Genomic DNA, 13,061 nt, shown 5'->3' with positions numbered 1-13,061 from the left:
GGAATCGTATGGCAAAAGACAAGAAATCTTTTTATTTAACAACGCCTATTTATTATCCGAGTGGGAATCTGCATATAGGGCATGCTTATACAACGGTTGCAAGTGATGCAATGATACGTTATAAAAAATTACAAGGATTTGATACTTATTTTTTAACAGGAACAGATGAGCACGGACAAAAAATCCAGCAAAAAGCGCAAGAGTCTGGAGTTACTGAAATAGAATTTGTAGATAATATTATTCATGGTATTAAATCGTTGTGGGAATTATTGGATATTTCTTATAACGATTTTATTCGTACGACACAGACAAGACATAAAGAATCTGTTCAAAAAATCTTCCAAAAATTAGTTGATAATGGAGATATTTATTTAGGTGAGTACGAAGGGTGGTATTCTGTATCTGATGAGGAATATTTTACAGAATCACAATTACAAGAAGTGTTTCGTGATGAAAACGGAAAAATGATTGGTGGTATTGCGCCGAGCGGTCATGAAGTACAACTTGTGAAAGAAGAATCTTACTTCTTTAGAATGAGTAAATATGCAGATAGATTATTGGCATATTATGAAGAACACCCAGATTTTATTCAACCAGAATCACGTCGTAATGAGATGATTAACAATTTTATTAAACCGGGTTTAGAAGATTTAGCGGTATCGCGTACATCGTTTGATTGGGGTATTAAAGTACCAAATGATCCAAAACATGTTATTTACGTATGGATTGATGCATTATCAAACTATATTACGGCTTTAGGATATGGTTCAGATGATGAAACACTCTTTAACAAATATTGGCCAGCAGATGTGCATTTTATTGGAAAAGAAATCGTTCGTTTCCATACGATTTATTGGCCAATTATGTTAATGGCACTTGATTTACCATTACCTAAGAAAATTTTTGCACACGGTTGGTTATTGATGAAAGACGGGAAAATGTCTAAATCAAAAGGAAATGTTGTTGATCCAAATACATTAATTGAACGTTATGGATTAGACGCATTGCGCTATTATTTATTACGTGAAGTACCATTTGGTTCAGACGGTATTTTTACACCAGAATCTTTTGTAGAGCGTATTAACTATGACTTAGCAAATGATTTGGGGAATTTATTAAATCGTACGATTGCGATGATCAATAAATATTGTGGCGGTGTGATTCCAAGTTTTACACAACCTGTTTCTAATTATGATTCAGAACTGATACAAGCGTCAAAAGATATGATTGATGAAGTCGAACAAGCAATGGATAATATGCAATTTTCAGTGGCATTAACAGCTATTTGGAAATTTGTTTCTCGTACAAATAAATATATTGACGAAACAACACCATGGGCAGCAGTAAAAGACGACACAAGACAAGAGGAATTGGCACGTACAATGAACTATTTAGCAGAAAGTTTACGTATCATTGCTGTTTCTTTACAACCGTTTTTAATAGATACACCAAAACGTATTTTTGAGCAACTATGTATTGAAAATGAAACATTAAAAGATTATCCGTCTATGCACACATTTGGTGTTATTCCAGTCAACACAAAAGTTGTGGAAAAAGGAGAACCGATTTTCCCACGTTTAGATATGGATATAGAAGTTGCGTATATTAAAGAACGTATGGCAGCAGGAGCACCAGTAAAAGAAGAGGTAGAGGTTTTTGAACCTGAAAAAACAGAATTAAGTTGTCAAAAAGATGCGATTGTTTATGAAGATTTTGATAAAATTGAATTAAAAGTCGCGCAAGTTGTTGATTGTTCACGTGTTGAGGGCGCTGATAAACTATTAAAATTCAGACTAGATGCAGGTGATAAAGGAGGACATCGTCAAATACTATCTGGTATTGCGCAATGGTATCCAAATCCTGAAGAGTTTATAGGGAAAAAAGTTGTGATTGTTGCAAATTTAAAACCACGTAAACTAAGAGGGTATATTAGTCAAGGTATGATTTTATCTGCTGAGAAAGACGGTCAACTACAAGTTGTTTTTGCTCCAGAAGAATCACAAATTGGTTCAACAGTAGCGTAATGAGTAAATGCAGCGTTAAACCGAACTCGGTTTAACGCTGTTCTTTTGATTAGGAGTTATCATGAAAGATTTTAAAGTAATTGATTTACATAAAACATATGGCATTAAAACTTTATTAAATGGTGTTTCATTTCATATTCGTGAAGGTGAACATATAGGACTAATTGGACAAAACGGAACTGGAAAAAGTTCTTTGATGTCTATTTTAAGTAGAGAAGATGTAGCAGATAGTGGAGAGATTGAATGTGCCAATGACTTTAGAATTGGTTATTTAAAGCAAAATCCATTTTTATCTGAGCAGGATACGGTTTTTGAAGCGGTTTATAATGGAGATGCACCTTTATTACAAGTGGTTAAACAATATGAGCAGGCTGTTTTGGCACTAGAGCAAGACCCTGAAAATCCAGTTTATCAAAAACAATACACACACGCAGAGCAGCAGATGACGCAAACGAATGCTTGGCAGTACGATGTTCAAATTAAAACGATTTTAACAAAATTAGGTATTCTAGACTTAACGCAAAAAATTAGTACACTTTCGGGTGGTCAGAGAAAACGTGTGGGATTAGCGCAAGTGTTAATTGAAGAGCCTGATTTGTTACTTTTAGATGAGCCGACAAACCATTTAGATTATGAAAGTATTGAATGGCTTGAACAATATTTAGCGCAGTATAAAGGAGCATTGATTTTAGTCACGCATGATCGGTATTTTTTAGAACGTGCTGTAACCAAAATGTTTGAATTGATAAATGGAAAAATTGAGGTTTATGAGGGAAATTACGAAACGTATTTAGAGCAAAAATCTCAAAGACAAGCTATTCAAGAGCGTATGCACGCTAAAATGGAAAAATTGTATACTAGTGAATTAGCGTGGATGCGTCAAGGAGCACAAGCAAGAACGACAAAACAACAGGCACGTATTCATCGTTTTAAAGAGATTGAAGAACAAGTCAAAAATAAAGTCGAAACACAAACGATGTCATTGAATGTAGAAGGCTCACGATTAGGAAAACGTGTCTTTGAGTGTGAACAGGTTACTTTAACCGTAGGAGAACATACAGTTGTGGAAGATTTTACATATATTGTTCAAACGCATGATAGATTAGGAATTGTTGGAGAAAACGGTGTTGGTAAAACGAGCTTGCTACACGCATTTGCACAAAATCTACCCTTTACAAGTGGTTTATTTAAAGTTGGAGAAACTGTTAAAATTGCCTATTACAAACAATTATCAGACGACTTGCCAGAAGATAAACGAGTGGTTACTTATATGCAAGAAGTAGCAGAGGAAGTTGAAGTGGGACAAGGGCAAAAAATGAGTGTGACAGAATTACTGGAAACATTTTTATTTCCTCGTCATATGCATGGTGCTCTTATCGGAACATTATCGGGAGGAGAAAAAAGACGTTTATATTTATTGCAGTTGCTTATTCAAAAGCCTAATGTATTACTATTGGACGAACCAACAAATGATTTAGATATTGCGACGTTACAAGTATTGGAAGATTACTTAGACACTTTTTCCGGGGCTGTGATTGTTGTGTCACATGATAGATATTTTTTAGACAGAACAACAGATAAACTTATTGTATTAAATGGGAATGGACAATACGATACATTTATTGGAAGTATGACGGATTATTTAGAGAAAAAGAAAATAGAGAATGTCCATGAAAAAAGAGAAAGGGCAATATCATTCGTTGAACAAGAACAAAAAACAGTGAAAAAGCGTATGACGTATCAAGAGAAAAAAGATTGGGAAACGATTGAGGATGATATTACTCATTTAGAACAAGAAATTGCAAAAATTCAGGAAGAAATGGTACAACAAGCAAGTGCATTTGATATATTGCAGTCATTACAGCTTGAGCTAGAAGAGAAAGAAGCCTTACTCTTAGATAAAATGGAGCGCTGGGAATATTTAAGTACATTTTATGATGCCTAAAAATCTATATTGAAAACGGTTATCATATCTTTTATAATGAACAAAAATGATAAAATAAATGGAGGAACTATGTTAAAGAAAAGTTTTTTAACAGCTTTGTTGTTATTTGGTATTTTCTTTGGTGCAGGAAATTTAATTTTTCCACCAGCATTAGGATTATATTCTGGACAATATTTTTGGCCTGCAATGACAGGGTTTGTATTATCAGGAGTGGGTGTCGCTGTTTTAACTCTAATTATTGGAACACTTGGAAAAGATGGCTATAAAAAAGAAATAGAGGGGAAAATATCAAGATGGTTTTCTGCCTTATTTTTATCTGCTTTATATTTAACGATTGGTCCATTTTTTGCTATTCCACGTACAGCGACAACATCATTTGAAATTGGTGTAAAAGTATTCATACCTGAAAATAGTTTACAAATAGGTTTGTTTATTTTTACTGTATTGTATTTTGGATGTGCGTATTTATTATCGGTTAATCCAAATAGTATTTTAAAAAGTGTTGGTAAAATTTTAACACCGATGTTTGCTCTTATGATTGTGGTTGTGATGGTATTAGGTATTATGAAATATCATCAAAATCCAGTGTCAATAGCTAGTCCAGAGTATGTTCAAGCGCCTTTTTTAACAGGATTTATTGAAGGATATAATACCTTAGATGCATTAGCAGCCATTGCTTTTTGTGTGGTTGCGTTACAGACATTGAAACAGTTTGGGTTTCAATCAAAAAAAGAGTATTTACAAACTATTTGGGGTGTAGGTATTTTAGTAGCAATTGGATTTAGTGTTTTTTATGTAGGATTAGGGCTATTAGGAAATAAATTTCCTGTTCCACAAGAGGTTTTGTCTAATAGTAACATTAACAAAGGGGCTTATTTATTGACAGAAATTACGAAAGATTTATTTGGTTCGGTAGGCCAATATTTCTTAGGAGGTATGGTTATTTTAACGTGTTTTACAACAACAGTTGGTTTAATTGTATCTGCCAGTGAATTTTTTAGTGAATTATATTCAAAAATTAGTTATAAAATGTATGCAAGAGTATTTACATTAGTAGGCTTAGTCATTGCTAATTTAGGATTAAGTAATGTGATTAAATATTCAGTTCCAGTTTTATTGATATTATATCCGATTGCGATTAGTATTGTATTGCTTGTGATTGTGAATAAGTTTGTCCCAATGTCTAAATTTGGTATGCAATTAACCGTGGGAGTGGTTGTATTCATTTCTATTTTCTCTGTGATTAAAGTGAGTGGTATTTCAGAGGTATTGGCACAGTTGCCACTGACGAAACAATCATTGGGTTGGCTATTACCAGATATAGTCTGTATGCTGATTGCATGTGTTTTGCCTAATAGACAGCTCGGAGAACCTTTTGATTTTTCAGTTATGGTACATAAATAAACAAACAACGTGAAGTGACGAGGTTACTTCACGTTGCTTATTTTTAGGGTATAATTATTATTCAATTAGACTAAGGGTGTACATCTTGCATAAATATTAAAAAAATGATATAGTTTTGTTGTATAGGTCTTTAACGTTATTCCGTGAGATAACAAAGAAAGAATTGAATAATCAAATTTTTCAGGCCGAATACCATTATTTCGGGCTTTTTTTATGCCCAAAAATATAGGAGGAAAATATGGAAAAGAAATTATTATTAGACGTGCATCAAAAGCCGGAATGGAAAATGGGATTATTATTGAGTGTGCAACATATTTTTGCGATGTTTGGTGCAACGATTTTAGTACCGATTTTACTGAACATGTCTGTATCAGTAGCGTTGTTTTGTAGTGGATTAGGGACATTGATCTATATACTTGCTACAAGAGCAAAAGTTCCTGTTTATTTAGGTTCTTCGTTTGCGTATATTAGTGCAATGAGTTTAGCTATTCAACAAAAAAATGGGGATATTTCAGCGGCACAAACAGGTATTATTTTAGTTGGTTTTGTTTATGTATTGATTGCCGGTGTGATTAGTGTAATTGGGACAAAATGGGTAGATAAATTATTACCACCTATTGTGATTGGACCAATGATTATGGTTATTGGATTAGGTTTAGCAAATTCAGCCGTAACAAATGCAGGTTTTATAAAAGATGCTGATTTGAAACAAATTTTTGTTGCAGTCGCAACATTTCTAGTGACAGCTTATATCAATACAACGGCAAAAGGCTTTTTCAAAATTATTCCGTTCTTACTAGGTATTTTAGCGGGATATATTGTCGCAATATTTGTTGGATTAGTTGATTTTTCTGCCGTAGTGAGTGCACCATGGATTAGTATTCCTGATTTTTCTTTACCATTTGCAACACCATGGTTTAAATCATATACATTAGATTTTGGAGCAGAATCATTGGCAATCGTTCCGATTGCGATTGTGACGATTTCAGAGCATATTGGAGATCACACAGTATTAGGTGAAATTTGTAAACGACAATTTTTGAAAGATCCAGGATTAAAATGGACGTTAATTGGAGATGGTGTAGCAACCTCTGTATCAGCCTTTTTGGGAGGACCAGCTAATACAACATACGGAGAAAATACGGGTGTCATTGGTATGACACGTATTGCTTCTGTATCTGTTATTCGTAACGCTGCATTGATTGCGATTGGGTTGAGTACATTAGGTAAATTTACAGCACTTATTTCTACTATTCCAACGGCAGTTATCGGTGGGATGTCTATTCTTTTATATGGAGTTATTGCAAGTAATGGTTTAAAAGTGTTGATTGAAGCAAAAGTAGACTTTGGTTTATCTAAAAATTTAATTATCGCAAGTGCAATGTTGGTTTTAGGACTTGGTGGAGCGGTTTTACAAGTAACACCAGAATTGACACTATCAGGGACAGCACTAAGTGCTTTAGCGGGGATTATTTTGAATTTAATTTTACCAAATAAAAAAGGCGAAGCAGGAAAAGAAGTGTTATAGATAAGAGGCATCTTTGATACTAAATAGATTTTACACAAAAGACGTATACGTTAAATAGTCACGGGCTATTTAACGTATTTTTGTAAGGAATATCCAAAAAGAGCAGTGTTTTATAGTGTACATATATATTGATAAAATGTATTTTTTAATAAATTATAAAAAAATTACGTTTTATCATAGACAAAATTATTCAAAACTTGCTATACTTTTAGTAACTATAAAATTGTATAGGCAAGATAGGAGGATAGTGCTATCACTGATAGCTTTTATATGGCAAAAGTAAATAAAAATAGTGCAAAGCACGCCACCAATCGAGTGTTTATATGGTTGCTTATTAGTAGTGTGTTGGCAGGCTTATTGGTTTTTCAAATATGGCAAAATGTGAAACAAAATCAAGAATTTCAACAAACCCTTAAAAATGTTCAGGCGGATAAGGAAAAAGCTGAAGTTCAGAAAATGGAATTACAAGCCCAAGTGGATTTGCTAAACGATGATGATTATATTTTGAAACTCGCTAGAAGCAGAGGATTTATGGGAACAAAAGATGAAATCATTTTTAATATTCCAAGTGAAAACATGTTATTAAAGCAAGAACAGAAAAGGGAAGAGCAAGAAAACAAAGAATAAACAATTTAATGTATAGTGGAGGAAATATCATTTTATGGTAGTTGAAGTAGGAAATAAATTGTCTGGTAAAGTGACAAGCATTACAAAATTTGGAGCATTTGTACAGTTGGAAAATAATCAAACAGGGCTTGTGCATATCAGTGAAGTGTCAGATACGTTTGTTAATGATGTCAACGATGTGTTGGCTGTTGGAGATACAGTGAATGTAAAAGTGACAAATATTTCTCCAGATGGAAAAATTAGTTTATCCATTAAACAAACGATTGAAAAACCAGCTTCTGAACAATCTAAACCTAAATTTAAAAAACAACAATCCGAAAACCACACAAGTTTTAAAGAACGTCCGTCATTTCAATCAAAAGCACCACAAAAACCAAAAGAAGTAAAAAAACAAGATGATTTTGATGCGTTAATGAGTGCCTTCTTAAAAGATAGTGATGAAAGATTGCTTTCTTTAAAACGTAATACAGAAGGAAAACGTGGTGGACGTGGTGGACGTCGTAGTTAAAAAAGAACCCCTATCCTAGCCTATTGTTAGGAGGGGCTTTTATCTTTTATTGAATGGAGATTATTATGACAGTAGAGTTACCGCATTTTTGGAATAAAACGAGCAAGCTCTTATTGGCGATTTCAGGAGGAGTAGATTCCATGGTATTACTTGATTTATATATACAGTTAAAAAATCGTCCTAGAGCATTGGTAGCTTATGTCAATCACGGTATTCGTCAAGAGGCATATAAGGATATTCAACTTATTCAGAATGTTTGTCGAAGGGAAGGTATTCCGTTCGTAACCAATGAGGATATTCCAACTCTTCTTTCTGAGGACGAAGCAAGAACGTATCGCTATGGATTTTTGAAAAAAATTGTTCAAGAGCACCAATGTACGCATCTTGTGACGGCCCATCATTTAGACGATCAAGTTGAAACAATCATGATGAAACTCGTTCGAGGGAGTAGTCTTGAGAGCTTGGTAGGTATGCAACAAGTACGATTTTTTACTGAAAATTGTCAACTCGTTCGTCCTTTATTATTATATGGAAAAGAAATGTTGATGGACTATGCAAAAAATCATAGAATTGACTATTTAGAAGATAGTACCAATCATTCTGATGCTTATACAAGAAATCGTTTTAGACACCATATTTTGCCACTATTAAAAAAAGAAAATCATCAATTTTCAAAACATATAGAAGATTTTTCAAAAGAATTAATAGATGTGCTACAGATTGCTAATGAGCATATCGTTCATACGTATGAGCATGTTGTGCAAAAGAATTGTATTCAAGGAGAAACATTCAGAACTTTGCCAACTTATCTACAAAAACAAATTATTGTTAAATGGCTTCGGCAACATCAACTCGTGACAAAGAGTGCTATTGAGGACGTTTTGAATCTACTTAATCATACAGCAGGAGAAAAAGTGTGTGATTTAAAAAATGGATGGCAATGCGTTAATCGTTACGGGAATGGATTTCTAGAACGAAAAACGAATCACCAGTATAAAGCACTAAATATGACCGAAGATGACACAGTGGATATACAAGATTATTGCTTATATGTGTCTGATAGTACAGAGCATGCTATTTGTCCGGTATCCATAGATGATTTGCCATTGACTATACGAACACGACAAACAGGAGATAAGATGTGTTTAGGTACTTTTTCAAAAAAAATCAATCGTATTTTTATTGACGAAAAAATACCTAAAAGTGAACGAGATAGTATTTATTTAATTGTAAATAAAAAAAATGATGTTTTAGCGATTTTAGATGAGCGTTGTCAACGATTGTCTAATTTTAGAGAAACTGGTAAAATAAGTGAGCGATATATTATTTATAGAAAGAGAGAAAAATCATGATACATGAAGATATTGAAAAAGTTCTTGTGACAAAAGAAGAATTAGAAGAGTGTGTAAAACGTTTAGGTGAACAATTGTCAGCAGAATATGACGGGAAAAAGCCTTTAATCGTAGGAGTTTTAAGAGGGTGTATTATGTTTATGACAGATTTAGTACGAAATATGTCTATTCCTTTAGAACTTGATTTTATTGATGTGAGTAGTTACGGGGATGAAACAGAGTCTTCTGGTTATGTCAAAATCTTGAAAGATTTAGATACATCTGTTGAAGGACGTCACTTGATTTTAATTGAAGACATTGTGGATACAGGTAGAACATTGATGAAATTGAAAGAATTGTTTGAATACCGTAAAGCAGAGTCTATTAAAGTCGTGACCTTATTAGATAAACCAGAAAGACGAGTTGTTTCATTAGATGCAGATTATGTAGGTATTGAAATTCCAAATGAGTTTGTTGTTGGTTATGGATTAGATTATGCTCAACTATATCGTAACTTACCATATATCGGTGTATTAAAAGAATCTGTCTATTCAGAAAAAGACTAAGACTAAAGGTTGATTTTTTGCAAATTGATGTATTTTTAAAATCAATTATGCTAAGATATAACGTGACGCTGTTAGCGTAAGAATAGATTGAAGATAGTTTGAAACATGACAATATGGCATGTAGGAGGTATAAATGAATAAAAAACGCTTTATAGGAAGCAATGTGTTGTATTTGCTCTTGTGTATAACAGTCGTTTGGGGCTTTTTCTCTCTGGCAACGGGCGGGAGCACGTCATCAGGGCAAAATGCCATTACAACGACAGAATTATTTGAGCAATTACAAAAAAATAATGTCAAGAGCATAAAAACACAACCTGTAGATGATGCGGTTGAAGTTACGGGTGAGTTGAAAGAATCTATTGATGTTAAAGCTGTTGAAACAGGTATTTTTACAAACTTTTTAGGTTCTGGTCAATCTAAAGTTAAAAAGTTTAAACTTTACATTAGTAATTCTGAATACATGAAAGAAACGATTGAAAAATTATCATTGGAAAAAGGTGTAGAAGTCAAAGCAGAGCAAAGAGATCAATCAGGTATTTGGATTTCTGTTTTAGCCAATTTAATTCCAACAGCTGTTCTTATTTTCTTCATGTTTAGCATGATGGGCAATATGGGTGGTGCCGGAGGCCGTAATCCAATGAGTTTTGGGAAATTACGTCCTGAAGATACACAAGGTAAACCAAGTAAAGTACGTTTTACTGACGTTGCCGGTGCAGAAGAAGAGAAACAAGAATTATTAGAAATTGTTGAATTTTTAAAAGACCCTCGTAAATTTACAGCCTTGGGAGCTAGAATACCTTCTGGTGTTTTATTAGAAGGCCCTCCAGGAACTGGTAAAACATTATTGGCAAAAGCAGTTGCCGGTGAGGCAAATGTACCATTCCATTCTATTTCAGGTTCTGAGTTTGTGGAAATGTTTGTTGGGGTTGGTGCAAGTCGTGTGCGTGATTTATTTGAAAAAGCAAAAAAATCTGCACCAGCAATTATTTTTATTGATGAAATTGATGCAGTAGGTCGTCGCCGTGGAGCTGGTATGGGTGGCGGAAACGATGAGCGTGAACAAACATTAAACCAAATGTTAGTTGAAATGGATGGGTTTGAAGGTAATGAAGGTGTTATTGTTATTGCTGCAACAAACCGTTCAGATGTTTTAGACCCAGCCTTGCTACGTCCAGGACGTTTTGATAGAAAAATTTTAGTTGGTAATCCAGATGTGAAAGCACGTGAAGAAATTTTAGCTGTTCATGCACGAAAAAAACCAATGGCTAAAGATGTTCATTTAAAAGATATTGCAGAAAAAACACCGGGATTTTCAGGTGCTGATTTAGCAAACTTATTAAATGAAGCAGCACTTATTGCGGCTCGTTTAAACAAAAAAATGATTGATGCGGAAGATATAGATGAAGCACAAGATCGTATTATAGCCGGTTTGGCAAAACGTGATCGTGTGAGAACAGAAAAAGCAAATCGTGTTGTTGCTTACCATGAAGCAGGACATGCCATTGCCGGTCTAGTATTAGCATCTGCACAAGATGTCCATAAAGTGACGATTGTACCACGTGGGCGTGCAGCAGGATACGTGATTTCTGTTCCAAAAGAAGATCAAGTTGTCTACTCAAGAGAAGAATTATTCCATAGAGTAGTTGGTTTGCTTGCGGGACGTGCAGCAGAGGAGTTAATTTTTAATGAATCTTCAACAGGTGCAAGTAATGATATTGAACAGGCATCTCAAATTGTACGTTCTATGGTTATGGTTTATGGGATGAGTGATAAGCTTGGTATGGTTGATTATAAATTAGATAATAATGGCTTTATGACAAATAGACATTACTCTGATAATACAGCGAGTGCGATTGATAAAGAAGTTATTGATATTATGAATCAAGCAAAACAAAAAGCACGTCACATTTTAGAAAAACATAAAACACAATTAGATTTAATTGCGGAAAAATTAATTGAACTTGAAACGATTGATGGTCGTGCAATTAAAACATTATTTGAAACTGGAAAAATGCCAGAAGAGGTTGACTATCCAAGTGAAAAAGTAGTGGAAGAAACATCAGAAGAAAATATAAAAGAACAAGAAGCATAAACGAATGAATGCGTTAAGTGGCACGTCGTGCCACTTAACGCCATTTTTCATGAAAGGAATATATAAATATGTCGGATTATTTTGTAAAAGCATTGGCATTTGACGGGCAAATTCGCGCATTTGCTGTTGATGCAACACAGACGGTTAAAGAAGCCCAAAAACGTCATGATACGTGGCATACTTCAACGGCTGCTTTAGGTAGAACGATGATTGGCGCTTTATTATTAGGCTATAATTTAAAAGGAGAAGAAAAATTAACGGTTGAAGTCAAAGGAGATGGACCGGCGGGTAAAATTGTAGTCGATAGCAATGGTAGTGGACAAGTAAGAGGATATATTCAAAATCCTAATTTATCCTTACCGTTAAATGTATATGGCAAGTTAGATGTACGTGGTGCTGTTGGCACACAAGGAACGCTAACCGTTCGTAAAGATTTAGGATTAAAAGAACCTTTTTCTGGGCAAGTACCAATTATTGATGGAGAATTGGGTGAAGATTTTACATATTATATGGCACTTTCTGAACAAACACCGTCATGCGTTGGTGTGAGTGTTTTAGTGGATACCGATGATAGCGTCAAAACAGCCGGTGGATTTATGATACAAGTGATGCCAGGTGCCACTGATGATGTGATTACTGAGATAGAAAATCGTATTCAAAAAATGCCTCAAATTTCAGATTTAATGGATTCAGGCTGTAAACCAGAAGAACTATTAGAATGGGTACTTGGAAAAGAGCATGTGAATATTTTAGAAACATTACCAGTTGCTTTTCATTGTGACTGTACACGAGAAAAATTTGAAGCAGGCTTATTAACACTTGGACTAGAGGATTTAAAAGAAATTAAGGAACAAGATAAAGGCGCTGAGATTGTATGCCATTATTGTAATGATAAATATTATTTTTCTGAAGAGGATTTACAAGAATTGATACAATCAATTGAAACAAAAGCATAAAGAATGAAAAAAACAATGTTTATACTTGCTTAACATTGTTTTTTTATGTATGTTATAAAGGTAATCATAAGCGAAAGGAA

At 34.0% G+C, this 13,061-nt stretch carries 10 protein-coding genes; all 10 read left to right on the top strand.

The annotated features are described in order from the left end of the window. Nucleotides 1-8: 8 nt before the first annotated feature. The 10 genes from metG to hslO all read left to right on the top strand — a co-directional run bounded on the left by metG (nucleotide 9) and on the right by hslO (nucleotide 12,981). A complete protein-coding gene (metG, locus tag H1220_08200; protein QMI85655.1) occupies nucleotides 9-2,024 on the top strand; it encodes a methionine--tRNA ligase in 2,016 nt (671 codons plus the stop codon). A 61-nt stretch (nucleotides 2,025-2,085) separates the two neighbouring features. Next, nucleotides 2,086-3,969 (top strand): ABC-F family ATP-binding cassette domain-containing protein, encoded by a 1,884-nt coding sequence (locus H1220_08195; protein QMI85654.1) that lies wholly within the window; start codon nucleotides 2,086-2,088, stop codon nucleotides 3,967-3,969. Between the two features lie 69 nt (nucleotides 3,970-4,038). Beyond that, nucleotides 4,039-5,373 (top strand): branched-chain amino acid transport system II carrier protein, encoded by a 1,335-nt coding sequence (gene brnQ / locus H1220_08190; protein QMI85653.1) that lies wholly within the window; start codon nucleotides 4,039-4,041, stop codon nucleotides 5,371-5,373. A 238-nt stretch (nucleotides 5,374-5,611) separates the two neighbouring features. Beyond that, nucleotides 5,612-6,901 carry a uracil permease gene (locus tag H1220_08185; GenBank protein QMI85652.1) on the top strand — a complete coding sequence of 430 codons (1,290 nt, stop codon included), beginning with the start codon at nucleotides 5,612-5,614 and terminating at the stop codon, nucleotides 6,899-6,901. A gap of 270 nt (nucleotides 6,902-7,171) precedes the next feature. Next, nucleotides 7,172-7,528, top strand: a complete 357-nt coding sequence (locus tag H1220_08180) for a septum formation initiator family protein (GenBank protein ID QMI85651.1) — start codon at nucleotides 7,172-7,174, stop codon at nucleotides 7,526-7,528. A 34-nt stretch (nucleotides 7,529-7,562) separates the two neighbouring features. Then, nucleotides 7,563-8,036: an RNA-binding protein S1 gene (locus H1220_08175; protein QMI85650.1), complete on the top strand. Its 474-nt coding sequence runs from the start codon at nucleotides 7,563-7,565 to the stop codon at nucleotides 8,034-8,036. A gap of 65 nt (nucleotides 8,037-8,101) precedes the next feature. Continuing rightward, on the top strand, nucleotides 8,102-9,388 hold the full coding sequence (gene tilS / locus H1220_08170) for a tRNA lysidine(34) synthetase TilS (protein QMI85649.1): 1,287 nt from the start codon (nucleotides 8,102-8,104) through the stop codon (nucleotides 9,386-9,388). Further along, a complete protein-coding gene (hpt, locus tag H1220_08165; protein QMI85648.1) occupies nucleotides 9,385-9,933 on the top strand; it encodes a hypoxanthine phosphoribosyltransferase in 549 nt (182 codons plus the stop codon). The genes tilS and hpt overlap by 4 nt, the downstream gene beginning before the upstream one ends. A gap of 133 nt (nucleotides 9,934-10,066) precedes the next feature. Continuing rightward, nucleotides 10,067-12,025, top strand: coding sequence for an ATP-dependent zinc metalloprotease FtsH (gene hflB, locus H1220_08160; protein ID QMI85647.1), 1,959 nt, complete (start codon nucleotides 10,067-10,069; stop codon nucleotides 12,023-12,025). A 68-nt stretch (nucleotides 12,026-12,093) separates the two neighbouring features. After that, complete coding sequence (gene hslO, locus H1220_08155) at nucleotides 12,094-12,981, top strand: Hsp33 family molecular chaperone HslO (protein ID QMI85646.1); 888 nt, start codon at nucleotides 12,094-12,096, stop codon at nucleotides 12,979-12,981. Nucleotides 12,982-13,061: the final 80 nt, after the last annotated feature.

The sequence above is a fragment of the Carnobacteriaceae bacterium zg-84 genome (genome assembly GCA_013874835.1).
In the GTDB taxonomy this organism is placed as follows: Bacteria; Bacillota; Bacilli; order Lactobacillales; family Aerococcaceae; genus WM01.
The sequence above is the reverse complement of the archived record's forward strand: the minus strand, read 5'-3'. Positions and strand labels throughout refer to the sequence as shown.

Coding starts and splice junctions, on each gene's coding strand:
- hslO (QMI85646.1), top strand. CDS start 12,094: ATGTCGGATTATTTTGTAAAAGCATTGGCATTTGACGGGCAAATTCGC.
- H1220_08175 (QMI85650.1), top strand. CDS start 7,563: ATGGTAGTTGAAGTAGGAAATAAATTGTCTGGTAAAGTGACAAGCATT.
- H1220_08195 (QMI85654.1), top strand. CDS start 2,086: ATGAAAGATTTTAAAGTAATTGATTTACATAAAACATATGGCATTAAA.
- H1220_08185 (QMI85652.1), top strand. CDS start 5,612: ATGGAAAAGAAATTATTATTAGACGTGCATCAAAAGCCGGAATGGAAA.
- hflB (QMI85647.1), top strand. CDS start 10,067: ATGAATAAAAAACGCTTTATAGGAAGCAATGTGTTGTATTTGCTCTTG.
- H1220_08180 (QMI85651.1), top strand. CDS start 7,172: ATGGCAAAAGTAAATAAAAATAGTGCAAAGCACGCCACCAATCGAGTG.
- brnQ (QMI85653.1), top strand. CDS start 4,039: ATGTTAAAGAAAAGTTTTTTAACAGCTTTGTTGTTATTTGGTATTTTC.
- hpt (QMI85648.1), top strand. CDS start 9,385: ATGATACATGAAGATATTGAAAAAGTTCTTGTGACAAAAGAAGAATTA.
- tilS (QMI85649.1), top strand. CDS start 8,102: ATGACAGTAGAGTTACCGCATTTTTGGAATAAAACGAGCAAGCTCTTA.
- metG (QMI85655.1), top strand. CDS start 9: ATGGCAAAAGACAAGAAATCTTTTTATTTAACAACGCCTATTTATTAT.